24 protein-coding genes are annotated in these 25,791 nt (G+C 48.9%); 12 read left to right on the top strand and 12 right to left on the bottom strand.

Going from position 1 to position 25,791, the window contains the following annotated elements:
- Positions 1-19 precede the first annotated feature (19 nt).
- Entirely contained in the window at positions 20-649 is a 630-nt protein-coding gene (locus D0S45_10705) for an MBL fold metallo-hydrolase (GenBank protein ID TIH15656.1), read from the bottom strand.
- Between the two features lie 75 nt (positions 650-724).
- Between D0S45_10705 and D0S45_10700 the strand changes: the two genes are divergently transcribed.
- Positions 725-1,903, top strand: a complete 1,179-nt coding sequence (locus D0S45_10700; GenBank protein TIH15655.1) for an SGNH/GDSL hydrolase family protein — start codon at positions 725-727, stop codon at positions 1,901-1,903.
- Here D0S45_10700 and D0S45_10695 read toward each other — a convergent pair.
- The 6 genes from D0S45_10695 to gcvH all read right to left on the bottom strand — a co-directional run bounded on the left by D0S45_10695 (position 1,900) and on the right by gcvH (position 8,038).
- Complete coding sequence (locus D0S45_10695; protein TIH15699.1) at positions 1,900-2,655, bottom strand: ABC transporter substrate-binding protein; 756 nt, start codon at positions 2,653-2,655, stop codon at positions 1,900-1,902. The genes D0S45_10700 and D0S45_10695 overlap by 4 nt on opposite strands.
- A gap of 177 nt (positions 2,656-2,832) precedes the next feature.
- A complete protein-coding gene (locus tag D0S45_10690) occupies positions 2,833-3,243 on the bottom strand; it encodes a hypothetical protein (GenBank protein TIH15654.1) in 411 nt (136 codons plus the stop codon).
- A 173-nt stretch (positions 3,244-3,416) separates the two neighbouring features.
- The gene (locus D0S45_10685) at positions 3,417-4,805 is read right to left on the bottom strand and encodes an FAD-dependent oxidoreductase (protein ID TIH15653.1); all 1,389 of its coding nucleotides are present in this window, start codon (positions 4,803-4,805) and stop codon (positions 3,417-3,419) included.
- On the bottom strand, positions 4,792-6,237 hold the full coding sequence (locus D0S45_10680) for a glycine dehydrogenase subunit 2 (protein ID TIH15652.1): 1,446 nt from the start codon (positions 6,235-6,237) through the stop codon (positions 4,792-4,794). Before D0S45_10680 ends, D0S45_10685 begins: the two co-directional genes overlap by 14 nt.
- Entirely contained in the window at positions 6,237-7,568 is a 1,332-nt protein-coding gene (locus tag D0S45_10675) for an aminomethyl-transferring glycine dehydrogenase subunit GcvPA (GenBank protein ID TIH15651.1), read from the bottom strand. Before D0S45_10675 ends, D0S45_10680 begins: the two co-directional genes overlap by 1 nt.
- 89 nt (positions 7,569-7,657) lie before the next feature.
- A complete protein-coding gene (gene gcvH / locus D0S45_10670; protein ID TIH15650.1) occupies positions 7,658-8,038 on the bottom strand; it encodes a glycine cleavage system protein GcvH in 381 nt (126 codons plus the stop codon).
- A 283-nt stretch (positions 8,039-8,321) separates the two neighbouring features.
- On the opposite strand from gcvH, the gene D0S45_10665 reads away from it, so the two are divergent.
- Genes D0S45_10665 through D0S45_10655 form a run of 3 tightly spaced genes read left to right on the top strand, consistent with a single transcriptional unit; the run spans position 8,322 to position 10,202 of the window.
- Positions 8,322-8,993: a methyltransferase domain-containing protein gene (locus D0S45_10665; protein TIH15649.1), complete on the top strand. Its 672-nt coding sequence runs from the start codon at positions 8,322-8,324 to the stop codon at positions 8,991-8,993.
- Positions 8,994-9,011: 18 nt separating this feature from the next.
- Positions 9,012-9,431, top strand: coding sequence for a nickel-responsive transcriptional regulator NikR (nikR, locus tag D0S45_10660; GenBank protein TIH15648.1), 420 nt, complete (start codon positions 9,012-9,014; stop codon positions 9,429-9,431).
- A complete protein-coding gene (locus D0S45_10655) occupies positions 9,432-10,202 on the top strand; it encodes a GTP cyclohydrolase I FolE2 (protein ID TIH15647.1) in 771 nt (256 codons plus the stop codon).
- Positions 10,203-10,555: 353 nt separating this feature from the next.
- Here the strand turns inward: D0S45_10655 and D0S45_10650 are convergent, their stop codons facing one another.
- From D0S45_10650 to D0S45_10630, 5 genes are all read right to left on the bottom strand, one after another.
- Positions 10,556-11,617 (bottom strand): IS110 family transposase, encoded by a 1,062-nt coding sequence (locus tag D0S45_10650; protein TIH15646.1) that lies wholly within the window; start codon positions 11,615-11,617, stop codon positions 10,556-10,558.
- Positions 11,618-11,694: 77 nt separating this feature from the next.
- Positions 11,695-12,975: an agmatine deiminase family protein gene (locus D0S45_10645; GenBank protein ID TIH15645.1), complete on the bottom strand. Its 1,281-nt coding sequence runs from the start codon at positions 12,973-12,975 to the stop codon at positions 11,695-11,697.
- Positions 12,976-13,161: 186 nt separating this feature from the next.
- Complete coding sequence (locus D0S45_10640) at positions 13,162-13,596, bottom strand: rhodanese-like domain-containing protein (GenBank protein ID TIH15644.1); 435 nt, start codon at positions 13,594-13,596, stop codon at positions 13,162-13,164.
- Positions 13,597-13,727: 131 nt separating this feature from the next.
- Complete coding sequence (locus D0S45_10635) at positions 13,728-14,177, bottom strand: DUF1499 domain-containing protein (GenBank protein TIH15698.1); 450 nt, start codon at positions 14,175-14,177, stop codon at positions 13,728-13,730.
- A 159-nt stretch (positions 14,178-14,336) separates the two neighbouring features.
- Complete coding sequence (locus tag D0S45_10630; protein TIH15643.1) at positions 14,337-14,768, bottom strand: RrF2 family transcriptional regulator; 432 nt, start codon at positions 14,766-14,768, stop codon at positions 14,337-14,339.
- A 246-nt stretch (positions 14,769-15,014) separates the two neighbouring features.
- On the opposite strand from D0S45_10630, the gene D0S45_10625 reads away from it, so the two are divergent.
- From D0S45_10625 to D0S45_10590, 8 genes are all read left to right on the top strand, one after another.
- Positions 15,015-16,421: an FAD-dependent oxidoreductase gene (locus D0S45_10625; protein ID TIH15642.1), complete on the top strand. Its 1,407-nt coding sequence runs from the start codon at positions 15,015-15,017 to the stop codon at positions 16,419-16,421.
- A gap of 6 nt (positions 16,422-16,427) precedes the next feature.
- Entirely contained in the window at positions 16,428-16,640 is a 213-nt protein-coding gene (locus D0S45_10620) for a hypothetical protein (protein TIH15641.1), read from the top strand.
- Positions 16,641-16,702: 62 nt separating this feature from the next.
- Positions 16,703-18,115 (top strand): MFS transporter, encoded by a 1,413-nt coding sequence (locus D0S45_10615; protein ID TIH15640.1) that lies wholly within the window; start codon positions 16,703-16,705, stop codon positions 18,113-18,115.
- A gap of 203 nt (positions 18,116-18,318) precedes the next feature.
- A complete protein-coding gene (locus D0S45_10610) occupies positions 18,319-19,335 on the top strand; it encodes a sigma-54-dependent Fis family transcriptional regulator (GenBank protein ID TIH15639.1) in 1,017 nt (338 codons plus the stop codon).
- A 107-nt stretch (positions 19,336-19,442) separates the two neighbouring features.
- Positions 19,443-22,817: a hypothetical protein gene (locus tag D0S45_10605; GenBank protein ID TIH15697.1), complete on the top strand. Its 3,375-nt coding sequence runs from the start codon at positions 19,443-19,445 to the stop codon at positions 22,815-22,817.
- Positions 22,818-22,835: 18 nt separating this feature from the next.
- Positions 22,836-23,648: an AmmeMemoRadiSam system protein B gene (amrB, locus tag D0S45_10600; protein ID TIH15638.1), complete on the top strand. Its 813-nt coding sequence runs from the start codon at positions 22,836-22,838 to the stop codon at positions 23,646-23,648.
- A 132-nt stretch (positions 23,649-23,780) separates the two neighbouring features.
- Positions 23,781-25,442 carry a hydantoinase/oxoprolinase family protein gene (locus tag D0S45_10595; protein ID TIH15637.1) on the top strand — a complete coding sequence of 554 codons (1,662 nt, stop codon included), beginning with the start codon at positions 23,781-23,783 and terminating at the stop codon, positions 25,440-25,442.
- A complete protein-coding gene (locus D0S45_10590) occupies positions 25,435-25,791 on the top strand; it encodes a hypothetical protein (GenBank protein TIH15636.1) in 357 nt (118 codons plus the stop codon). The genes D0S45_10595 and D0S45_10590 overlap by 8 nt, the downstream gene beginning before the upstream one ends.

Here is a 25,791-nt window from a genome sequence, read left to right as displayed (position 1 = left end):
AAAATTGAGCACTCCTTTTTTATTTATCAATAAAAAAAGGATTGTTGCGCAGTTCGTGCTTGACGGTAGTCATGGGACCGTGACCGGAGAATATCTGGGTCTGTCCGGGAAGGATAAAGATGCGGTTTTTAATGGAGCTGAGCAGCTCATCACTATTGCCACCGGGGAGATCCGTACGGCCAACGGAAATCATGAACAGCAAGTCGCCAACAAAAATGAAGTTCTGGGCCGGGAAAAAATAAGACAGGCTGCCGGGAGTATGTCCCGGAGTTCCGATAATCATCACTGGATTATCGAGGATGGTTTTGCGGCCCTGTTTAATATCTGTAATTTCGAAATTAAGCTGTTTCTTGAATTCAAGAGATCCGCCATCTTTGAGCGGAACATCGTTAAGGTAAATGTCATCCAGATTGCCGTAGACCGTAGCTCCGGTAAGTTCTCGCAGCAGTCCTACGCCGCCTATGTGGTCAAGGTGCATGTGGGTTAGATAGATGGAATGAACATTTAAGCCCCGTTCGCGGATGGCTTGCAGCATGGGGTCCGGGTCCATTCCGCAGTCAATGACTACTGCGTCAGATCCGGCTGTGAGCAGATAGGAGTTGGTCTCAAGGGGACCGAGTACAAATGTTTCGACCTGTATTTCTTTCATTCTTCAGGGACTTGACTGTAAGTCGGCAATAGAGTGAAATCCTGTTAGCTTAACAACAACCATCAAGGAATCAGAATGCTTTACTTTTTGGGAAACTGTCAAATGGATTTCCTCGGCAGGGCGGTAGAAAAATCGGGACACCCGTGCACCTACCGGGTTTTAGCTTCCCCGTTTACTTATAACAGTTCGCCGGGAGTCATCCCAGAAGAATTGGCTGCCATGGATGCAAAATTCAGTCTGGATAAATATTACCATGACCGTAAGCTGGTCCATCAGTTTCAGATGGTCACACCTGATGACCCTGAACCTCGACTTATCGTGATGAATTTGTTTCATGAGAACAGTCCGCTTTTTGTTAATACTGCTTCCAAGTATATCTTTTTTATAAACCCTGAAGCATGGCAGGAACATCCAGAATTTGAAGCATGGATGAAGGGAAATTTTGGCATGGTGCAGGCCAAACCGGGGAGTTATTTGAAACGCTACCGGGAAATGCTCGGCAAGCTGCGTGAGCGTTTTCCGCAGGTGCCCATTATTGTGGTTTCCAGACTCTCTCATTCTCCGGCATTCGGTCCTGATCCATATTCGTATCTTGATGGCTGGTCTGATCTCTGGCGCACTGCCAAACCGATTCTTAAAAGTTGGGAAAGTGAAATTGAGAATTTACAAATAATTGAAATGGACCGTATTTTCGGTGGAATCTGGAATAAATCTGAAAAGAAGATTGAAGCCCATTGTCCATTTTTAAAGTTCAAGCTTACCGAGGAAAATAACACCATCACCGGACTGCACGCCAGTCGTGATGTGGAGCATATCGGTTCCATGTGGCCTGTTTTGTCCGAGAAAATTGATCAATTCCTGAGAGAAGGGCGCATTGATTATTCTGAGGAAGAAACAGTGCCCGACGAGTGGTTACGTCCATGGCAGCCTGAAAAATTTGATGAAAGTAAATTAATTGAAATGCTGTCTTCCGGGGCCAATTATCTTTGCGCACGGGCAATCGGATCTTTTTTTCTCGACCTTGGTACAGATTATACCGAGCTTTTGGCCCGTACAGCGGAATTTACCCCGGTCTGCCACAATACTTTGCATATGATTAAAACCTATGCCCGCATTTGGCCTAATCCAATATTGGCGCACTGGTGTCAGGCGCACCGCAACAAGGCTGCGTTATTTATCGCCAACGGACCTTTGTATACGCAGGATTATTTGAAGCGCATTGATGAGATTGAACGATTCGTATTGGGTGGTTAATAGGCTGCTTTCAGATTGTATTTTTGTAATATTTGCTGCAAACGACCTGATTGTTTCATGAGAGAGAGACAAAGATTGAATTTTCTTACAAGTACAGATGGTGTATATTTTTTGGAAAATGCTATGTAGTAATTCAGTTCTTTTTGAGTTCCAGCATAGGCGATATTCTCAATCTTTAACCTTTTCATTATCGCCAACCCAACGTCTTTGTTTGAGTATACCGCATCAACTCTGCATCTAGCCAGTTTTTTGAATTGCGTCAGGTCGTCCGGGGTTATATCTATATTTATGTTGCTATTAGATTTTATTACAATTTTCTCCAAGCTATAAGATGTATTTGATGGGCCATACGTCCCAATTGTCATGTTATGAAGGCTTGCAATTCCTTCATAATTTATTGGTTTCTCCATACATTCGAAGAAACCGTATTCGGTTGCAATTAAAGGGGGACTGAAATGGAAATCCTGTTCTCTTTCCCTATTCTTCCCTACCATGAAAAGAGCCTGAACCTGTCCTTTATTGCACATCGCCAGTGATCTGCGCCATGGATAAAGTCCAATATTACATTTTACATTAATTTTTTTGCATACCTCCCGCACTATTTCCGCTCCCGGACCTTTGATTTCTCTGTTTTCTTCGTATGAGAAAGGAAAGAAGTCTTGAGTGGCAAAATTTATTTCCATGCGTGCAGCTGCACTGGTTTGAAATATTGCAACAAGTAGCAGTGGCATAAATGCAGATATGAATTTAATCAAAATTTCCTCCTGATTGGCATTGCAAAGGAGTAAGCCTTGTCTACTATATTAACACTTGCAGCATTTTGTTGCAATCTGGAGAAAATCTGTTGCTCCAATAAGAAAAGTCCTCCGTTCGATAGAACAGAGGACTTTTTCGTGTGCTTGGAAAGTATGCCTTACGACAGGGGAGGCTTATTCTTTCTCTCTAATGTTTTGATGATTTTTGGAAAGATGGGTGTATTTTAGAATCTCTAGTTCATGTGCTTTTTGTAAAAGGAATCTGTGAGTAAAGAGGCATCCTGCAAATACTCCACCGAATAAAATCGGTAGAGATGAAAATAGAACGTTTATAGGTAAATTTTCAAGCTGTAGTTTGAAGTCATGGTATTTTATAGCTGTACCTTCGCCCTTTTTTAGTGCGTTTAGTATAGTTATACTGAGTTCAATGAGGTTTGGTATGAGGTCGGGGTATACCACTGATGCAAACAGGAACACTAAGAAAAAACCTACAGTATAAGCGACGCCCATTATAGAAGATGCTTTATTTCTGTAGTATCCAATGTTCTCTTCATATTTTTTGATGATTTCTTCGTGTTCCGACATTGCCTGCGGTTCTCCTCTAAATGTTTTTATAGAGAATTGTATAAAATGTCAGTTTGGTCAATATTAAATCTGTATACAGGCGGTTTTATAGGTTTAGATATATTTATTGCTATTAAAAAGCCCTCCCGAATTATGTCCAGAAGGGCTTGTGTATTCTGAATTAAGTAAAGTACTTATAGGCGTTTTTGCCCAGCCTTGAGCGCGCCCAAAAGAGCTTCGTCCAGAGACGGATGGGGGAAGACAACTTTATGGATGTCGTCCTTGGTCCAGCCTTCCTGTACGATCATGGCTGCTGCGGTGGTGAAACCGGAAACATGGTGTCCTACCGCGGTTATCCCGGCAACACGTCCATCAAGCCAGACCACTTTTACAAAGCCCTGCGTTGATGCATAAGCCTGCGCAATGGGGTTGGCTACCAGCGGGAAGGATGAAACCTTCACTTCACCCTGACCTTCAAGGTCTGCGGGCATGAGACCCACACGCATGGTTTCCGGGGCACCGTAAAGAACGGACGGGACCGGACCGTGCTCGTATGGGCCATCGGTTTTTCCGGCAATGCGGCGGACCACGTACCCGGCCTGATGGCTGGCGGCGTGGGCAAGCAGAATTTTTCCGTTCAGGTCACCGATGGCATAGACGTTGTCAGCGGCTTCAAGATTTTCGTTAACCTTGACGAATCCGGGACCTACTGTTTCCACGCCCAACGCTTCGAGACCGAGGTTTGCGGAATTGGGGCGGCGTCCGATGGCGATGAGAGCCTTGTCGGCTGTGAATTCTTCGCCGTCTTCGGTTCGCAGTACTGCTTTACCATCTTCAGCTGTTACGGACTTAACCTTTACGCCAAGATTAAATTTCCATTTGTGACGCTTGAACACACCCTGCAAAGTCTTGGAAACTTCCGGGTCTTCATAAACCGCAATGCGGTCAAGGGCATCGACAACTGTGATTTTACAACCCATACGGCTGGCGATCTGAGCCATTTCAAGGCCGATGAAACCAGCACCGATGACCAGCAGCGAGGTGGGCATTTCGGTAAGCGCAAGGAATCCGGTGTTGTCGAGGACAGTTTCGTTATCCGGCTCAAGTCCGGGGAAAGCTGTCGGGTGGGAACCCGTGGCGAGAATCAGGTTCTTATATTCAAGAACAGCCTGCTCCTCGGGGTGGGAAACTTCTATCTTACCCGGTTCAATCACCTTGGCGACAGCGGGGTAAATATCAATACCCAGCTTTTTAGTTTTCTGGGCCATGGCCTTGCGGGTGGCCGCGATGAAGCGGTCCTTCTTGGTGCACAGGGCCTTGAAATCAATTTCGATTTCGCCTTTGGCAACGCGGGCTTTGGACTGAGCAGCCAGTTCTTCCACCGGAGAGGTTGCACCGAGGTACATTTTTGTGGGAATGCAGCCCACATTAAGGCAGGTACCGCCGAGCAGGTCTTTTTCTACCAGTGCGACTTTAATGCCTTCCTCAGCAGCTTCAAGGGCCGCGTCAAAACCGCCCGGACCGGCTCCTACGACCACGAGGTCGTAGGAGCGTGATTCTGTCGGGAAACTATTTGATGTCATCAGTAATCACCATGGAACGTGCAGCCTTGGTCTCATCCAGTCTCTTTACAGAGGTGGTAAGCGGGGCAGCCTGCAACTTTTCAGGGTTCTTTTCCGCTATTTCGGCAATCTCAATGAGATCGTCGATGAAGCGGTCGATGGTTTCTTTGTTTTCAGTCTCGGTGGGTTCGATCATCAAGCATTCCTTCACGATGAGCGGGAAGTAGATGGTCGGGGCGTGATGTCCCTTATCGAGCAGGGCTTTGGCTACGTCGAGGGCGCGTACGCCGTTCTTGGCCTGCTCAACTGCGGATGCGACAAACTCGTGCATGCAGATGCGGTTGTAGGGAATCTCGTAGTGGTTTTCGAGGCGTTTACGCATGTAGTTTGCGCTGAGGACCGCACCTTCGGTGGCGCGGGTCAGACCTTCGCGGCCGAGACGGAGCATGTATGCGTAAGCCTTAAGATAGACGCCGAAGTTACCGTAAAAGGGAGCAACGTAACCGATGGATTTCGGGGCGTCGTAGTCAAGGTAATACTGACCGTCTTCCAGTTTTTCAACGCGGGAGATGGGCAGGAAGGGCTTAACCCTTTCACTTACGCCTACAGGACCGGAACCGGGACCGCCGCCACCGTGCGGGGTACCGAGAGTCTTGTGCAGGTTAAGGTGCACGATGTCGAATCCGGCATCGCCCACACGCAGCTTGCCCATGATGGCGTTCATGTTTGCGCCGTCATAGTAGAGCAGGGCGTCTTTCTCGTGGATCATTTCCACCAGTTCCTGCAAGTGGGTCTCGAAAAGACCAAGGGTGTTGGGGCAGGTCATCATTACGCCTGCCACTTCATCATCCAGAACCTCTGCAAGAGCTTCAGGGGTGATGATACCGTCTTTGGATTCAACGGAAACAACATCGTATCCAGCAACTGCGGCGGATGCGGGGTTGGTGCCGTGGGCGGAATCCGGGCAGACGATTTTGGTTTTCTTATTGCCCTTGTCACGATGGTAAGCGGCCATGAGCATAACCCCGGTCAGCTCGCCGTGTGCACCGGCCATGGGATGCATGGTAAATGCAGCCATTCCGGTCAGTTCACTGAGCAGGGATTCGGTCTCGTGGATAACCTCAAGTGCGCCCTGACAATGACGGCCTGCTCCCTTAAGCTGGGAGATCACCGGATGCAGCTTGGCGAATCCGGGCATGGCAGCCACTACTTCAGTGAACTTGGGGTTGTATTTCATGGTGCAGGAACCAAGGGGATAGAAATTGGAATCCACACCGAAGTTTTTCTGGGAAAGCAGGGTGAAGTGGCGGACCACGTCCAGCTCGGAAAGGGAGGGCATACCCGCTTCTTCACGCAGAAGTTCAGTGGGAATGAAGTCCTCAATTTTGGACTTGGGTTCTTCAGGCCAGCAGCCTTCACGACCGGGAACGGATTTTTCAAATACTGTCTTCATTAGATTGTCCCCCGCAGAATTTCGGCGAAGATGCCGATCTGTTCTTCAGTGGTCTTTTCGGTGCAGGCCACCAGCAGCACGTTTTCAAATCCTTCGTAGTAACGTCCCACAGGGAAGCCGGGGATGATGCCGCGCTCGGTGAGCTTGTCAATGACTTCAAAAGCATTGACCGGAAGGGATACTGCGAATTCGTTGCCAAAGGGACCCTTGGTGAACATTTCAACGCCATTAATGGCGGTGAGTCGCTCGGCTGCGTAATGGGCGCGTTCCACGGAAAGTATGGCAGTGCGGCGCAGACCTTCTTCGCCCAGCAGGCAAAGATGGATCAGGGTACGCAGAGCACAAAGGGCCTGGTTGGAGCAGATGTTGGAAGTCGCTTTCTGGCGACGGATGTGCTGCTCACGAGCCTGAATGGTCAAAACGTAACCGGGCTTGCCGTCTTCGTCTTCTGTGCGTCCGGCAATACGACCGGGCATCTGGCGGACAAGGGCTTTGGAGCAGGTCATGATTCCGAGATAGGGACCGCCGAAAGAGAGGGGCTGTCCGATGGACTGTCCATCTGCAACGGCGATGTCGGCGCCCATCTGTCCGGGAGTCTTCAGTACAGACTGCATAACCGGATAGGTGGACATGATTGCCAGTGCCTTGTGTTCGTGAACGGCAGCAAACATTTCAGTGAAATCGTTTACTGAGCCGAAAAAGTTGGGGTTCTGAACGATAACCGCTGCGGTGTCTTTGTCTACTGCTGCGGTTATGGACTTGACGTTGGTGCGGCCGTGGTTGTGGGGCACGGTGACAAGTTCAAGGTTCAGGTTGGTGGTGTATGAATCAAGCATGACCCTGTAGATGGGGTTCAGTGCTTCACTCACTATGATTTTCCTGCGTCTGGTCTTGCGCACAGCCATGAGGGTGGCTTCGTAAAGCGCGGACCCGCCGTCGTAAACGGATGCGTTGGCGTAGTCCATGTCCATGAGCCGGGCCATGGCGGTCTGGTATTCGAAGATTGCCTGTAAAGTCCCCTGAGATGATTCAGGCTGATAGGGGGTGTAGGCGGTGTAGAATTCGCTGCGGGAAGAAAGTGCATCAACCGCAGTGGGAATGAAATGGTCGTAGAATCCTGCTCCGAGGAAGCTGGTTAGGTCCGTGGTGTTCTTTGCGGCCATTTCTCCAAGCTGCTGCAAAACCGCCATTTCGCTTTTGCCTTTAGGCAGGGCAAAGCTTTTGGGGCGCAGTTCAGCCGGGATTTCGGCAAAGAGATCTTCCACGGAGTCCACGCCGATCACATCAAGCATTTCCCGGATTTCTTCCGGGGAATGGGGTACGTAAGGCATTATGTCCTCCGGTATAAAAAATAAATCCCCGCTGACTTAAGCGGTCGGCGGGGAAGTTTGTGTACAATTATATAAAGGGCGGCTCCGGATTAGTGGGCTTCTTCTTCGGTAACCTTTTCGTAGGCTGCGGCATCAAGAAGTCCGTCAGTGGGGCCGGTAATTTTAATTTTCATGAGCCAGCCGTCACCGTAAGGATCTTCGTTGACTTTTTCGGGTGCGTCTTCCAGTGCTTCGTTAACTGCGACAACTTCGCAATCAACCGGAGCGTACATTTCGCTGGCAGCTTTTACGGATTCAATGGAACCGAATTCGTCGCCTGCTGCGAAAGTATCGCCTTCCTGCGGGAGTTCGACGAAAGTAAGGTCGCCGAGCTGTTCCTGAGCAAAATGGGTGATACCGATAGTTCCGTTCTCACCATCAACCTTGAGCCATTCGTGAGATTTGGCGTAAAGAAGTTCCTGCGGAATCATGGGGCCTCCTTCTATGGATAGACTGATTTGTTGTGTTACTTGACCGTGTCTTTATGGATAACTTGCACCTGATAGCATTCCTGCTTAAGAAATAAAAGGCTTCAGCAGGCCTAATTTGCAGAAAAATATTCTGTAAAATTATCCATAAATTAAAATTTAATGATTTAATAATTTTGCAGCAAGGTAGATCGTGTTACTAAAGCTTGTCTTTTGGCGAAAAAAGACATACGCAGACAAAGTATAGAGTGTCGTCTGGATATTTCTTGTATAGGAGTGCTTTTCATTGAAGGATTATGTTTCCGGTGAACGGGAATTAATAGAAGTAGAGACCGCCGGAAGGGTCTGGAAAATAGAGCGTACAGCCGATCTAGAGACCCTTTGGGACGAAATCGGTGAAGATGAATTCGGTGACGACGAACGACTACCTTACTGGGCTGAACTCTGGCCTGCCAGTGTGTTGCTGGGGGAATGGCTCTACCGCAATTCCGGATTGATCAAAGGGCGCAAATGCCTTGATCTCGGATGCGGACTGGGGCTTACCGCCGTAATAGGTCAGTCTCTCGGTGCAGAAGTTGTAGCTTTTGATTACGAATTGCCGCCGCTTTATTTTGCAAAGGAGAATGCCGTTTCCAACGGAGCTTCGCAGCCGCTCTGGTTACAGATGGACTGGCGGGAACCGTCCCTTGCCGAACATTCGTTTGATTTTATCTGGGGCGGGGATATACTTTACGAGAAAAGATTTTTTGATCCGCTGGAAAAGCTTTTCCGGCGGGTACTCAAGCCGGGCGGCACCATCTGGATGGCCGAGCCGAGACGTGATGTTTCAGTTCCGGTCTGGGATAAACTTGAAAGTATGGGCTGGAAAACATCGCTACCCCTGACCGAAAAGGCTGCCTGCTGCAATGCGGAAATGACAGTTAACATCCGGGAGGTTGTTCCCGGCAAATCCATATGATTTTTACGGAGGTTTGAAATGGGTAAAACAATACGTTTCGGGGTTTCCCTTGATTCCGATCTTCTTGAAAAGTTTGATAAGCTTTGCGACGAGAAAAGTTATCAGACCCGTTCAGAGGCCATCCGCGACCTGATCCGCAATATGCTTGTGGAGAAGGAGTGGGATGAGACCGAGGGGCAAATGGCCGGGACACTTTCTCTTGTCTATGACCATCATCAGAGCGGACTTTCCCAGCGGCTCACTGAGTTACAGCACGACTGTCACGACTTGATCATGTCCACCCTGCATGTGCATCTGGATCATGATAACTGCCTCGAAGTCATGGTGCTCAAGGGTGACGGTAAGCAGATCAAGGAACTTGCTCATCGCCTCATATCTACCAAAGGTGTCAAGCACGGTAAGTTAGGATTGACCACTACCGGTGAGGAACTTGTTTAGATGGAAGATGTACAGAACAGTCCCGCCAAAGTCGCCATGCCCATTGATCGGGTCGGCGTGCGGGATTTGACCCTCCCTCTTGTGGTGCGTGACCGGGAATCCGGCAGCCAGAGCACCATGGCTAAAGTAGCTTTATCTGTTGATCTGCCCGCCCATTTCAAGGGCACTCATATGAGCCGTTTTGTGGAAGCATTGGAGGATTGGACCGAGGAACTGGATTACCAGAGTTTTTACAATCTGCTCAGTGATATTCTGCGCCGCCTTGAAGCCGAACGCGCACATGCGGAACTCAGCTTTCCCTACTGCTTGCAAAAGAAATCCCCGGTCAGTGGCCGGAAGGGTATTATGAGTTATGAGTGTACGGTGGAAGGTGAAATGGTCGGTGAAAATCTGGAATTCACCCTCGGAGTGAAGGTTCCGGTCATGACCGTTTGCCCTTGTTCCAAGGCCATCAGCGACGAAGGTGCACACAGCCAGCGCGCAGTGGTGCACATCAGGACCAAATCCAAGGGTTTTGTCTGGATTGAGGATCTGGTGGAGATTGCCGAGGCTTCAGGTTCCTGCGAAGTCTTCTCTCTGCTCAAGCGTGAGGACGAAAAACACGTGACTGAAAAAAGTTTTTCAAATCCTACATTCGTTGAGGATGTGGTTAGAAATGCCGCTATGGGCTTGGAAAAACATCCGAAAATTTTATGGTACAAAGTTGATGTGGAAAGTTTTGAATCAATCCACAATCATTGTGCCTTCGCAAGTATTGCCAAGCCGGAATAAGTGCTTACTATTATAGTAAGGAGGCAGAGGGGAATCTTCCCCACCTGATCTCCGACGACAGCCGCAGTTGCTTACCGAATGGATTGAGCGATTGCGGCGACACTTTGGATCATAAAAAACTCCCGCTGGATTTACCGGCGGGAGTTTCTTATGCGGCACGTTGTCAAGCACCCCGCCAGTTCTAATTCTAAGTTTTCATAGGCCGTAGCATACCCTCACCTAGCGGTGTAAGTGATTGATACTCCTTTTCTTATTCGTGCTCAGCGGCACCAAGTACCGATTCGGTACCAAATCAATTATGGATCGCCATTTTTATTCCGTTGTCTAAGCAACCAAAAGCCCCCCGCGATCCGTTATGCTGTTGCCGGTGGCAAACTTAATCGCCAAAGCAAAGCAGCAAGTTTTCGAGCAAGCGCAGCAATTGCCTTCTGTGGCACTCCATGCTTGCCCAAAATTCTGTTGTAAAATTCCTGAGCCCACTTGTCTTTTTGCTTCCAGATCCATGCTGCTTCTACAAGCAGGCTTCGTAATCTCCGTTGCCCAACAGGACGAAGTGTTGCTTTGCCTTTGCTGCCTCCGCTTTGGCGGATTACCGGAGCAAGGCCGAGGTAGGCTGTAACTTCTTTGCTGTGACTGAAACGTTTCGGGTTAAATATTTCTGCTGCAAACGTTGTTGCTACGACTTTTCCGACTCCAGGAACGGACCTCATTGCGGCAATGCGTCTCACCTCGTCTTGTCCCTGCGCCAGCCGTTCAAGTTTCGTATCAACTTCTTTTTGAGCAATTATGAAATACCTTAGTTCTGCAAGAAGGCTGTCGCGAGTCTCGGCTGCCCCCGCTGGGAGCGGTTGGTGTTCAAGAGCCAAAATCGCTGACTTGCTCCAACTATCTATGCCAGCTGGCTCTACAACGCCTAAAGCCAAAAACAAAGACCTGATGCGCTGCTTAGCTCTGCGAATTGAATCTGTAAGCTGGTGGCGCCTTCGCGATAAAGCACGAAATGCTTCTTCTTTTTCACTAGGAACAGCGATTGATCGAACCAATCCTGAAGCTGCAAGTTCCGCAAGCTTTATGCAGTCGAGACTGTCGGTTTTGTTGGTAGCGGCAACTGGGCGGGGAATACGACTTGGAGCGGCAACGATAACTTTGATGCCAGCGGAGCGGAGGCTGCGCGCTAGGCCGAAACCTGTCGGTCCGGCCTCATAGCACACAGCCGAAATGTATATTGGAAGTGAAGTCAGCCTGTTGGTTATGGCTTTTACATCGGCAGGAGTAGTCCAGCTTTCAACCATGCCGTCTGGTCTAAGCAAAGCCACACTAAAACTGCGCTTATGGACATCGAGACCTACGGAAAAACGTTGCCCCTGAAAGCCTTCCACAAACCTACTGATTGATGATATTGTTAGTCTAGCCATGTCAGCCCTCCTTGTGAGTTTCGCTTTTACTGGTATTCTACCAGATTAAACCCGGGAGTGCTGACATGGTATTTTTATTATTTACCTGTGTACGGTTCTTGCTGCGTAGAGCAGTGAATTCCACCGCCTGCGAAGTTGATTCCAAGGGTGTTGATGGCAACTACATTGTGGTTCGGAAAGGCCTTTTTCAGGACAGCCAATGCTTCGGCATCGCGTTTTTTGACTTTCTCGGGCAGGCCTTCACGCCAGTACTTTTGAGCCAGAACTACGCCGTTGGAAATAAGGAAGTTGCAATAGCTCTGTGCCGGGACAACTTGTACCGGGTGACCTACGGGAAAAGCGGTTCCGTCTGAAAAACGGGGAAATGAAGCCAGTCCGTTGTATACCTCGTCTTGCGGGGTTATTTCAAAAAACAGGGTTTCCGGCATGGGGATGCGAATTATTTTAAATGGGTTACCGTCCTGATCTACTGCGTTTTTAAGGATATGATAATTTTCTTCCATGCGGCGGCGGTTTTCAGCTTCAACCGGACCATGGCCCGCTTCTTCTTCGCTTACTTCGGCCAGCAGGATTGTGTCCGGGGCTACGAAGCGGCAAAATTCATCTATGTGGTTGTTAGCTGAGCCGCTACGGTAAGCAACACCTTTGCCGTCGGGCCCGGGTAAGGTGCTTGTGTTGTATGCATCGTCGTCAACTGTTCCTTTTTTCAGCCAGATGACGTTGGTTGCTCCCAGCATTTCTTTGTACTTAGTCTCAATGTCATCACGTGAAAGATTGGGATTGCGCTGGAATTCACAGGCTTCAGTTACCAGTAAAGTTCCCTTGCCGTTGAGCTCCCTGTCACCACCTTCGCTGATCAGTCGGGTCATTCTGGAAGGAATGTTGCGTTGCTTGGCTATATCCCGGTCAATACGTTCCATTATCCGGGAATGAATGTTCGATTGCAGAAAATAACCCCAACTGTTGAAGCTGAAGTCGGCGATGCTTTTTTGCCCTTGCTTGTTTATTGTGAATATGGGGCCGAAATCCCTCCAGTAAAGCATGGTGAAGGGGATGGTCTGAAATGAAATTTTGTTCATGGGCAGGTTGTTCTTTTTTAGCAGATCCTGCACATGTTTAAGCTGGATTACGTCCGGCACACAGACGGCGATGTCGGTATATGGAGCAAGATTTTTGGCTATTTCCAGCAATACATCATCGGTGTGGTAGCCTTTAACATATTCTTTGCTAAGCCAGCCGAGATAAACCCGCTCCTGCTTTTCGAATTCTCCGGGAAATCTCCATTCTGCTGCGGCTGTAATTGTTGTTGCAAGGAGAAATAATGTTGCCAGAAGACAAGCTTTACCGAGTTTTATCATCCTTTTGCCTCGTTGATTAGAGTTATGCGGGTATTGTGGTAATACACAATAGTTACACAGTGACGTCAACAATTTACGAAAGGTTGCTGAATGCAGAGGCCTCGGCTGTTTGCAGTGTGCTTGTAGCAAATTAAAAGCCCCTTCTGCCTGAGGGTTGGCAGAAGGGGCTTTTGTGAAGCTTTATTTTTAGTTGGATTCAACAGCATAGGGCCAGCCGTCCTGACCGTTGGTGAGGATGAATAAGCGGTAAGGGGCAATTCCTTGTTTGGCGAGATAATTGACAGTTCTTTCCGCTCCGCCTTTTCCGCGTGGGCAGATTACTACGATGGGCTGTGTTGAGCTTTTGAGGTTGCTTAGGGGAGTGTTGAGTTTATTTGTGTCGGCGGCGGTTTTTACCGGATAGGCACATGTTTCGATTGCTCCCATGATGTGGTGGGATTTAAATTCATCAGCTACCTGAATGTCCACGATGGCAACGTCGGCCTTGGTGTTAATAGCATTTTGCAGTGCTGCTGGGCTCATGTAATTGTAGCTGTCTTTCATGGCAAAAGCATTACCTGCAATGCATAAGAGCAGAGTTGCCAATCCAAGCATTACCATAATCTTCTTGTTAAAATTCATTTGTTTCTCCTTCGGATAGTGGTTTAGCTTCAATCCTTAAGCTCAGGCAGGAGAATTCGTCGAATATTTAAAACTGATAGTTGTGAAGATGTGGTATTTTAGTTCTTGATAGTATCTTTTGCTGTTTTTTTTTATTCTTTCTCAAAAAGTTTGCGCAACTCTTCCAGCCGCTTCTTGTTTACTCCGAAATCGGAATAACCGAGCCGTGCTGCGGAGCGAACATCAATTTTGCCTTCAGCTTCATCATAAATACATTCAAGGTCATCCACAAAGCGGAACCATTTGCTCCTGAACTCGGCATGCAGATATGGGCCGCTGCGGGTTGTTATTTTTCCGCCCATTTTTCTGATGCAGGACCTTAGTTTCTTCATAACTGTCTTGTTTGAACCACTCGCTTTGAGTGACTGGATTTTATGATCTTTGTTGGTTTCTTGTGAAGATACGCAGTTGGGGCTGTTTGGGCAGGGGGAAAGGTTTCCGCCGGTGATACCCAGATTTTCCGGGGGAGATGAAAAATGTGCGGCGGTGAACAGGGCTGCGGCGCAGATAATGACAATAAGTGCGGTTAGTTTGTAAATCATAAAAGCAAGATACTGCATTGTTCAGGCTATGTGCAAGGGAATAAATTGATCTGTGTAGGCGGAAGTTATGAACATTCTGTGGGCAATATTGTTCGTAACAACAAAAGCCCCTGATCCGCGGGTACGAATCAGGGGTGGAAAAGTTTGGTTTGTGGTAGTCTAGTAGGGGTTGGTTTTAATGCAGAACGATCCTTCTTTGAGCAGGTCGGCGATAGATATTTCATCAAGGGCTGCATACATTGCTTTGCTGGCCTTCACCCATACTTCACGGGTGGGGCAGTTATCGATGCGTCCGCAAAGTTCATCGTTATCAAGGCATTCAACCAGCCCGGCGTCTCCTTCAAGGCTTCTCACCACGGCGCCGACAGTGATGTTTTCCGGTGGCATGGCCAGTGAGTGTCCGCCTCCGGGACCGCGTTTACTGGAGATAAAACCCGCTTTTTTCAGTTCGCGGATAAGTTTTTCGAGATATTTTGTAGAAAGCCCCTGTCGGCTGGCAATGTCGCTGATACGCACCGGGCCTGATGTACAGTGCATGGCGATATCAAGTATCATTCTGGTTCCGTATCTGCTTCTGGTTGTCAGTCTCATGAATTTTCCTTTTTGGTTTAATAAACCATGTAGAAAAGTAATTGCTCTGGGTCAAGAGGGATCGCTTCAACGGCAACCGATTGTCTGTATTATGGTTTGTAACATCTTGTTTAGATTGATGTTTTGTTCGGTTTGAAAAATAATAAGAAAAGGTTGTGTTTTTGAAAATATCTGGTTAAAAGCGTATATTGGCATGTCTGCGCGTGTTGTGTAAAGCAGGCTAAAAAGACCAATCTGGAGTATATTATGAGCCCGAAAGAGAACGGGAAAAAAGAGTTTGATGTAATTATTGTCGGCGGCGGTCCTGCGGGACTTTTCGCAGCCTTCTATCTTGGTGAGAATACTGATCTTGATGTTCTGGTCATTGAAAAGGGAAAGGCGTCCCTGAAAAGACATTGCCCCATAACCGGGGATCAGGAATGCATTAAATGCAAACCCTGCAACATTCTTTCCGGTGTTGGCGGGGCAGGACTTTTTTCTGACGGCAAACTCAACTATATTCACAAGCTCGGTAAGACCGACCTTACCCAGTTTATGTCTGTTTCCGAGGCTAAAGCCCTCATTGATGAAACCGAAGAAATTTTCAATCGCTTCAAAATGGACGGTAAGGTTTATCCCACCGACATGGAGGAAGCTAAAAATATTAGGAAGGATGCCCTCAAAAACGGCATCGATCTGCTGCTGATCAAGCAGAAGCACCTTGGTAGTGATAACCTGCCCGGACACATTGCCGGAATGGCCGACTACTGCATGCAAAAGGGTGTGACCTTTCGCACCGGTGAGCACGTAGATGATATTCTCATCGAGAATGGTGAGCTGGCCGGGGTTGTTACCAAGAAAAGCGAATACCGCGCCAAGAATGTTATCCTTGCTCCGGGCCGTGTGGGTGCCGAGTGGATGGGCAGTGTAGCCAAGAAACATGACCTGGCTATTACCCAGCGTGGTATCGAAGTCGGTGTGCGTGTTGAAGTTCACGGCGACATCATGCGTGATCTTTGTTCCGTGATCTATGATCCTACTTTCTTTATCCGCACCAACACCTATGATGATCAGGTCCGTACTTTCTGCACCAATCAGGGTGGATTCGTAGCTCTTGAAAACTATCAGGATTTCGTTTGTGTAAACGGACACGCTTACATGGACAAGAAATCCGAGAACACAAACTTTGCCTTCCTGTCCAAGGTTGTGCTCGAAGAACCTGTTACCGATAATCAGGCTTACGGTGAATCCATCGGTAAGCTCGCTACCATCATCGGTGGCGGCAAGCCCATCCTTCAGCGTTTCGGTGATCTCAAGCGCGGTCGCCGTTCCACATGGAACCGTGTACGCAACAGCTTTGTCGAGCCGACCATGAAGAACGTTACCTGTGGTGATATCGCTATGGCCCTGCCCGAGCGTATTGTGCGTAACCTCATCGAAGGTCTTGAAAAGCTCAACGACGTAGTGCCCGGTGTAGCCAACGAAGAAACTTTGCTCTATGCACCGGAGATTAAGTTCTTCTCAACTCAGGTGGAAACCAGCGATCAGCTTGAAACCGCGCTGGAAGGCCTCTTCGTAGCCGGTGACGGTCCGGGTGTGGCAGGAAACATTGTTTCCGCTTCCGCTACCGGTATTATTCCTGCTAAAGAGATTGCCAAGAGAGCTAAGAAATAAGAAAAAATGCCTCCGGCGGGCAAAGGAAAACCCTTTTTGAAAAAAGTGTTTTCCTCTGCATTCCTTTCCCCAAAACTTTTAATAGTTGGTTTTGGGGTTAGTGGGAGAGCTTCTCTAGAAAGAATGGGAGATACTGACTTTGGTCGGTATCTCCCTTTTTTATTTTCAAGCGAGTTGTTTTTTGAAGTTGTGATGACATTGCTACAGAGAGTGTGGTAACAGGTTGTATTGTTTGTTACTGTTACTCTGTTGCAAATCTCTCAATTTTTAAGAAGGTGAGCATGTCCGCAAGTCCCACTTCCAATTCCAAAAAATCCGCCAGTATAATTTTTGTTCTCCTCATCTCCGCTGCCGCAGCTCTTGGCGGTTTTCTTTTTGGTTTTGATACTGCTGTTATTAACGGCGCAGTGGTTGCACTGGGCGATCATTTCAAGGTCGGCCCGGTGCTGGTGGGTATGTCAGTATCGCTCGCGCTTATCGGGTCTGCCATCGGAGCTTTGCTTTCCGGTCCGGTCTCTGATCGTTACGGGCGCATCAAGCCCATGTTGCTTGCTGCTTTTTTGTTTACCATCAGCGGGATCGGAGCCGGGCTTCCGGTCAGCGTCTGGGATTTTATTTTCTGGCGATTTCTCGGTGGGGTCGGCATCGGTCTGGCTAGTGCCATTACCCCGGCCTACATTGCGGAAATATCTCCGGCAAATTTGCGTGGCAGTTTTGGTTCATTGCAGCAGCTTGCCATTGTGGTGGGGATATTTGTGGCCATGCTCAGTAATTACATGTTGGTGGGTATTGCCGGGGGATCGGCTGAGAATGTACTTTGGTTCGGTTTTGAAACATGGCGTTGGATGTTTTGGGCTGAAGTTCCGCCAGCATTGCTTTACGGCTTTGCGGCTATGATGATCCCGGAATCTCCGCGCTATTTGATCGGGACCGGGCGCGAGGATGAGGCTGAACGCATTTTTAGCCGGGTTCTCGGGGAAAACGTGTTGGAAAAGATCGAGGAGATCAAGCTTACGCTCGAGACTGAAAGTAAGGCCTCGTTTGCAGCTATCAAGGGGAAAGTCGGTTTCAAACCCATCGTTTGGATCGGGTTGGGACTTTCAGTTTTGCAGCAGTTCGTGGGCATTAATGTGATTTTTTACTACGGCTCCATGCTCTGGCGCAGTGTGGGGTTTTCCGAAGAAAATTCTTTGTGGATTACGGTTATTACCGGAGTTGTGAACATTGTAACCACGCTGGTCGCCATTGCCCTTATCGACCGGATAGGGCGCAAACCTTTGCTCTTGGCCGGATCAGCAGGAATGGTGGTTACCCTTGGAATTCTGGCTTATCTGTTCGGGAATGCCCCGCTTGATGCTGCCGGACATCCGGTGTTGAGCGGAACTTCGGCTACAGCCGCGCTTTATTCCGCTAACCTTTACGTTTTTTGCTTTGGGTTCTCATGGGGACCGATAGTCTGGGTGCTGCTTGGTGAGATGTTTAACAATCGTATCCGGGCTTCTGCCCTTGCTCTTGGTGCCGGGGCGCAATGGGTTGCGAATTTTATTGTTTCCGCTTCATTTCCTTCGCTTGTGCTGTGGATCGGATTGGGATCAACCTACTCTATCTATGCTTTTTTCGCGGCTCTATCTTTTCTCTTTGTCATGTTTCTGGTCCGAGAAACCAAAGGCAAAGAATTGGAAGATATGGAGTGATTCCTGTTTATGGAATACGAAATCAGGATATTCGGCTGTTTTTTATTTGATTTTTACAAGAAAAATTCAAATGTATATTGACTTTGTGTCATTTCATTGACAGTGAATGTGTAGGGTTGTCCCATGTTTATATGATGGGGTAGTCCGTACAAGGCGGAACAGAACGAAAAAGTTCCCCCGGAATAGAATTTTTTGGAGGCCGAATGGCTCTTAATTTAGGTGGTATAATTGGAAACAGTCCTGCGCTTAAGGAGGTCTTTGCGATTCTCGCAAAGGTGGCGCCGACAGACAGTACCGTGCTGGTCACCGGGGAATCCGGCACGGGTAAAGAACTGCTTGTGCGTGCTTTGCACCACAACAGCAAACGCAAGAACAAGCCTTTTGTTCCGGTAAACTGCGGGGCCATCCCCAAGGAACTACTGGAATCGGAACTTTTCGGGCATGAGAAAGGGGCCTTCACCCATGCGGTACGCTCCCGTCCGGGACGTTTTGAATTGGCTGACGGCGGAACCATCTTCCTTGATGAGATCGGGGAAATGGATCTCAGTCTTCAGGTCAAGATCCTTAGGGTTTTGCAGGAAAAGGAGATTGAGCGGGTCGGTGGTACTTCCATTAAAAAAGTGGATGTGCGCATCGTGGCTGCTACCAACCGTGATCTTGAAATCGAGGTCGCTGCCGGAAGATTCCGCGAAGACCTTTTTTATCGTCTCAATGTAATTCCCATGCATCTGCCTCCCCTTCGTGATAGAGGCGGGGATGTGCTTTTGTTGGCAAAACATTTCCTTGGTCGTTTCTGCGAAGACAAGGAAATGGAGCCATTGAAGGTTGATCCTGATGCTGCGGATATGATGGTTTCCTATACTTGGCCCGGTAATGTCCGTGAGCTTGAAAATTTCATGGAGCGAATGTGCATCCTTTGTGATGAGGATGAGATCGTTCCCGATGACCTGCCGGAAAAAATCTGGAAGGATGTGGGTAAGGAACCGAAGAAGAAGGTTGCCGAGCTTATGCAACCCGTCGGGTTTAACTGGCCGACCCTTGGAGATATGGAAGAGCAGGGAGCCAAGGGACTTAAAGATTTTCTGGAGAAGGTCGAGGATCGGCTCATGATCGAGGCCCTTGAAAAGGCCGGTGGTGTGAAGAACAAAGCCGCGGAACTTCTCGGAGTCAAGCGGACCACGCTCATTGAAAAGATTAAGAAAAGAAATTTGGAAACTTAGTAAATTTTAAAAAAAAGTGTGAGTTTTGTGAGGGGTAGGCAGGAATATTGCAGCGACAATTGATTGTGACGCTTAGCCGATTTACCGGAGTTTTCCGGACCCTTTTTCTGGCGGCCATTTTTTGGTTAGCCTGCCCTCATCCGGGTTACGCCTTGGAGTATTTTATCGAGACCAAGGCTGACATGGATTCCATTCGTCTTGTCTTTGATCAGAAGAACTTATCAGGTAAAGTTGCCCGTACCGGGCGGCAGCAGATTACCATTTCTTTTCCCAAAAATGCGTTAAAAGGAGAAAAAGCTCCAACTCCGGCACCGCTTTCTTCTTTGCGTATCGTCAAGTCTTTGAAAGTCGGTCCCAGCTTCATTACTATCGGAACCCGGACCAGCGGATTTGGTTTTATCCGCATGCCTGCGGGTAACGGCAAGATGCAGATCGAATTTTTCCGTGATCCCATCGGCTCCAAGTGGCGTTCCCCCAAGGAAAAGGCTAAACGCGAAGCTGAGCGTAAAAAAGCGGCTCGCCAAAAAGCTGACCGTAAGAAGGCTGCGGCTAAAGAGGCTGCCCGTAAAAAAGTTGCTGCCAAGCGCGCTGCCGATAAAGCCGCTGCTGCTAAAAAAGTTGTAAAAAAAGAACCGCAGCCTCCGGTCATCGATGAAATAGATTTACCTGAAGATGAAGAATCCCCGCAGATTAAGCAGGAGCTTGAACAGGCGGCGGAAGAAACCCCGGTGCAACAGGTATCTCCTCAGCCGACGAAACGTCCATTTTATTCCGTACCTTATACTTACCGTGCTCCGGTAGCCAATGTTGGTCCGGGGCAGGCTCAGCCCGTGGATACTTCCATTCTGCCCGCCCGTGCCGGGGGCAGTGCCCGGCGTGTTTTGTCCAATGGTGATTCCACCGAAACGCAATCCGGTGGAAGTGTCGGAGGACAGGTCGCAGGACGCATAGAACCGGATAGTTCCGGCAGCTCGGCTGGTGGTACTATTGCGCCTCCCCCTACAGATAAGCCCTTTGACGAAGCAACAGACGAAGCCATGGATGAAGGTGCAGATGTGCAGGATGCTGCTTACGAAGCAGAGCTTCCTGAATCCGGTGGTGCATCAGGTTCAGTTGCTCCGCCAGAGCAGTCCGCTGGTAGTGCATCGGGCAGTGTCTCCGGGAGTATTGCCCCGCCTCCTTCTCAGAATGGGGGGCAGGCGTCCGGCAGTGTTTCCGGACAGGTTACCGGACAAATAGAAGCTTCTGAGCCTGTTGCTTCTGGAGAGGTCGCTCCTCCCCCGCAAGATGGAGATTCCTTTGAGGCTACCGACTATCTCTCCCCTGAAGATGAGGGTGGCGTGGAAGAGCCTTCTGATGTGGATAACGGAACAGATGTTCGTGATGAAGCTGTGGAAGGTGAGCAGGATGCATCTGATTCCGATGCCTATCCTGTTGAGGATTCCGAAGATTTTGCTGAAGGCGAAGAGGGAGTTGAAGGTGAGCAGGAAATAAGCCCTGAAGATCGAATTAAGGTTGCCAAGGGTATTTTACTTGCTGCGGAAGGTGCGCTTGATGAAGGGGAGATAGAAGCTGCCATAGCGGGTTTTACTGAAATTTCTCTGATAAAGGAATTGCCGCAGGAAATGCGTTTGCGTGCCCTTTACGGAAAGGCCGAGGCCCTGACCGAGATGCATCGCGAAGCTCTGGCTGATAATTATGGTGAAATTGCCAGTGCCTGGATGGAGGCCATGAACGCCGACACCAAGTCGCCAAATGTACCCATGGCTTTGCTTAATCTGGGCTTGCTGAACCTTAAAGTCGGCAACATGCCTGAAGCCAAAGCTTATTTTAACCTGCTTAAATCTCAATATCCCAACGATCCTAATATTCCCTACGTCAGTTATTACTGGGGTGAATATTATCTAGGCATGAAGGAATATGAAAAGGCTGCGGACCAGTTTCAGTATCTGGTTCAGATGTATCCTGACAGCAAGATTGTCCGCGATGCAGCTCTCGGTCTGGCCAAGGCCTTAGATGCTCTTGGTTATGATGAGCAGGCCTATCAAATTATTGATTACATTGATAAACGTTGGCCCCGTTTTTATATCGAAGACCTGCGTTTCCTGCTCATGTCTGCTAATACCCAGAACAGGTTGGGCAAAATTGATGCAGCAAGGGAGAATTACTGGGCCTACTACAACCTTTCCCCCGAAGCCCCGGAAGCGGACATAGTTCTGGCCCGTATCGGCGATATTTATCTCAAGACCGGGGACAAGTCTGCGGCCAAGGAAATTTACGAAAAAGCAGCAAAGGATTTCCCCGATAAAGAGGGCGGTCTTGTTGCCATGATGCGTCTTGCTGAGGAAGGTATTTACGATGATCCCAGCATGAGCCAGATGGATAAGGTTTTCGACCGTCCATACAATCTCAGGCCTCAGAAGATATACACCCATATTATTGATAAATTTCCCGACAGCCCGCTGGCTCCGTTGGCACAGCTTAAGCTCGGTATGTGGTATTATTGGAACAAAAAGTATGGGGACTGCCTCGGTGCGGTGCATGATTTTCTGGATAAGTATCCGCGCAGTTCCCTGCGTGACCGGGCCAGTGAACTGGGTACAAGGGTTTTTGATAAGGCCGTACCGGAACTGGTCAAGGATGAGAACTATGGCCGGGTGGTCAGCTACTGGAATAAGTATGCCAAGCAGAATAATGAAGGCAAAGACGTAAATGACGAGACCCGTCTCGGGGTTGCTCTTAGTTTTTGGAAAAAAGAGCAGCCTGCAAAGGCTTTGGAATTGATCGACCGTTATTTGCAGGGCGAGGAAATTCCAAAGTATTCAGCTATGGCCCTTGATATGGCTCTTGGTATTTATGTTGATGAACAGGCCTGGAGCAAGGTTACCGCGCTGGTTGATCTTGCAAAGGATGGGTGGAAGCTTGATCCCAAGCAGCAGGTTCATATAGAATACGCACAGGCCATGGCTTATGAAAATCTCGGGGAGACCGAACGCAGCACCCCGCTCTGGGCGGGACTGGCCTCTAATCTGCTTCTTCCCCAATCTTCAAGGGCTTACGCCATGTACTACATGTCCAAGGCTTCCATGAAGAAAAAGGAGTTGAAGAAGGTCTTTGTCTATGCGCAGGAAGCCCTTTCCATGCTTCTTGAAACCGGTGGCGACCGGGAAAAGATCAAGGATTGCATTTTGATGACTATTTTTGCGGCTGAAAGTTCCGGCCGTTACCGTGAAGCTCTTAAATGGGCCGCTGAATATGACAAATATATTCCTCTTACTGATTCGGAGTGGGCATCGTCGCGGTTTCGTTTGGCCCAGCTCTATGAAAAGGCCGGGGCTATTTCCGAGTGGAAGAAGCTGATGGAAGAAGTGGCAGAGAAGAAGCCGGGTGATCTGTATGGCCGTCTGGCAACTTCAGCACTTGCAACTCACAAGATTGAACAGGATGCGTCCAAATTCCAGCCGGACCCTGTTTTCCAATAATTTTTAAGGCAGGTAATTATGAACAGACAGCCCGTAGTAGCCGGACAGTTTTACCCGGATAGTCCCGATCAGCTTCGTAAAGAAATTGAAATGTACGTTGGAACACCGGAAGCCCATATGGACCGGGCTGTTGACCGTCTGGTCATGCTTCCTCATGCCGGGTACATGTTTTCCGGTGAACCATGTGGCAAGACCCTTGCTCAGAGTCAGCTTGCTTCCACCGTTTTCCTGCTCGGGCCCAACCACACCGGGCTTGGCTCTCCTCTTTCGGTTTGGGATAAAGGCAGCTGGGAATTTCCCGGAGGTAAGCTGGATGTACATGAGGAATTGTCCGCAAAACTCATTGAAAGCGGTGCTGGATTTGTTTCCAATGAGAAAGCCCATTCACGGGAACATTCTCTTGAAGTTATTGTTCCTTTTTTGCATTACATCAATCCGGATATGCGCATTGTTCCGGTCTGCGTGTCCGAAGCTTCCCCGTCAAATTTACGTAAGGCCGGTGAAGTCATTGCGGAAATTATGGAAGACCACCCGGAGCCTGTTTCAATAGTGGTCAGTTCCGATATGAGCCATTTTATTTCTGCGGATCAGGCCAAGAAGCTTGATTCCATGGCTCTTGAGGCTATCATCCGCATGGACCCGTCCGACCTTTATTCCATTGTTTCATCTAACCAGATCAGCATGTGTGGTGTCCTGCCCATGACCATGGGGATGTTTGCCGCGAAAAAGCTGGGATCTACTTCCGGTAAGCTGGTGCAGTACACAAATTCAGGACAGGCCACCGGGGACTATGAAAGAGTAGTGGCCTATGCGGGCGTCATTATTTCCTAGGGTCTGCTTTATGAAATGAATCCTAGCCCTTGCCAATCGGGAAAAGCGGCATTATTTGTACTGGTCGGGTCTGCGGCGGTGCGGCCTGTTATCGAACAAAAATGCCTCCTGCGGGCGAAGGATATATGTGCAATGAGTTTTGAGAGCGGTTATGCAATCGGTATTGATACTGGCGGAACCTACACTGACACTGTTGTTGTAAAATGCGAAGACTCAAGCGTGGTGGCGACTGCCAAATCTCCCACCACTCATCATGATCTGAGCCTTGGTTTGGCTTCATCTCTGGATAAGGCCATGAAGGAAAGCGGGATTTCCCCGGACGAGGTTAACCTTGTTTCTGTGTCCACAACCCTTGCCACAAATGCCATTGTTGAGAACAAGGGCGCAAGGGTCGGTCTGTTTATGATCGGCACAACCAAGGCACTCAAGCTGCCTGTGGTGACCCTGCGTTACGTTAAGGGTGGACACAAGATTACCGGAGCAGAGGAAGATCCGCTGGATATTGAATCCCTTGTGGACGGTATTCAGGATATGGCCGGACATGTGGACGCTTACGCGGTTTGTTCCGCCATGAGTATCAAGAATCCCGCCCATGAGCTTATTGCTGAAAAAGCCATTTCACTTACCGATTCCAAACCTGTTTTTTGTTCTCACACCATCAGTACCCGTGCCGGACAGGCCGAGCGTGCAGCTACAGCGGTGCTCAATGCCCGGCTTATGCCGGTAATGAAAGAATTTTTGGCCGGGGTCGGCAAGGCCCTTGATGAACGCGGTCTCGGATCTTCCGTGGTTGTGGTTCGCGGTAACGCTACCCCCATGAGCATGGAAGAGGCTGTGCAGCGCGCGGCTGACACTTTTGCCAGCGGCCCGGCATCAACCGCTTATTATGGTTCCATCTATTCCCCGCAAAAGGACGCGCTCATCGTTGACGTGGGTGGAACCACTACCGATGTTACCTTGATCCGCAATTCCCAGCCCACCATTCAGGAAAGCGGTTCCATCATCGGCGAATGGGAAACCCATGTCGAAGCGGTGGAGATGTTTACTGTGGGCGTGGGTGGTGACAGTTTTGCGCGCATCAACAGGTCTGGAAATTTTGAAGTCGGTCCGGGAAGAGTTGTGCCCTTGTGCATGGCCGGTGATATTCCCGCTCCTGATAAATGGATCGGCAAAGGACATGAATCTCATTTGCTCAAAATCGGGCCTTCCGCGGAGAGCGGTTCTGATGATGTGGTCCTGAAATATCTTTTTGAAAACGGTCCCGCCACCTTCGGTCAGATTATGGCCGGAACCGGGCTTGGCGAGATAGGTCTTGGCGGCAAGGTCCAGAAGCTTGTACGTGAACAGTTGGTGGAAGAAGTGGGCTTTACTCCTACTGATGCCCTCCATGTTCAGGGTCAGCTTGAAATTGGCGACAAGTCCGTTTCTGAGTCTGCCGCCGTCATTCTGGGCAAGGCGTTTGATCTTGATGCAACAGGTTTTGCAACAATGGTCCTTTCCGAGACAAGGATCAAAATCGAAAACGCCATGCTGGAACATATTGTGCGCAAGGAAATTGGCGGCAACATGGCTGGCTTTATTTCCGGGCGTGCAGCCAGTTCACTGGTCAGCTTTGACGCATCTTTGAACCTGCCTATCGTAGGGATCGGTGCCGCTGCGCAGAAATTGTTGCCTGAAGTTGCTGAGAAACTGCATACCGAAGCTGTTTTCCCCTCCCATCATGAAGTGGGTAATGCACTGGGTGCCATAAAAATGGCTCTGGATACTTTGAAAAAGGATAGCTGTAATGAGTAGAAATCAACCTTCCGCATACGAATACTGCCTTGAGCCTGCCAGTGAGAACAGCGCAGTAGAGGTTGTCCACGGTTGGATCTTTAAGGATGATAAATGGGTTGCCCATGCGTGGTGCGAGTTTGACAACCGGGTTATCGATCTGGGGCAATCCACCCATTCCACGGATAAATTCAATTATTACATCACCCATCGGGTCAGTGAGGGACGTTGTCGCCGCTACTCACGCATTGAATTTTTTACCCTTGTTGGTGATGAAGGTCATTTCGGACCTTACGACAAAGAGCTTTTCTTTGCTGAAACAAGTGATCGTGATCCGCTGGAAGTAATCGAATCCGGCGGGAGTGAATAA

This window comes from Marinifilum sp. JC120 (assembly GCA_004923195.1).
Classification (GTDB): domain Bacteria; phylum Desulfobacterota; class Desulfovibrionia; order Desulfovibrionales; family Desulfovibrionaceae; genus Maridesulfovibrio.
Note: the sequence above shows the minus strand (reverse complement) of the source record. Positions and strands in the feature narration are given on the sequence as shown.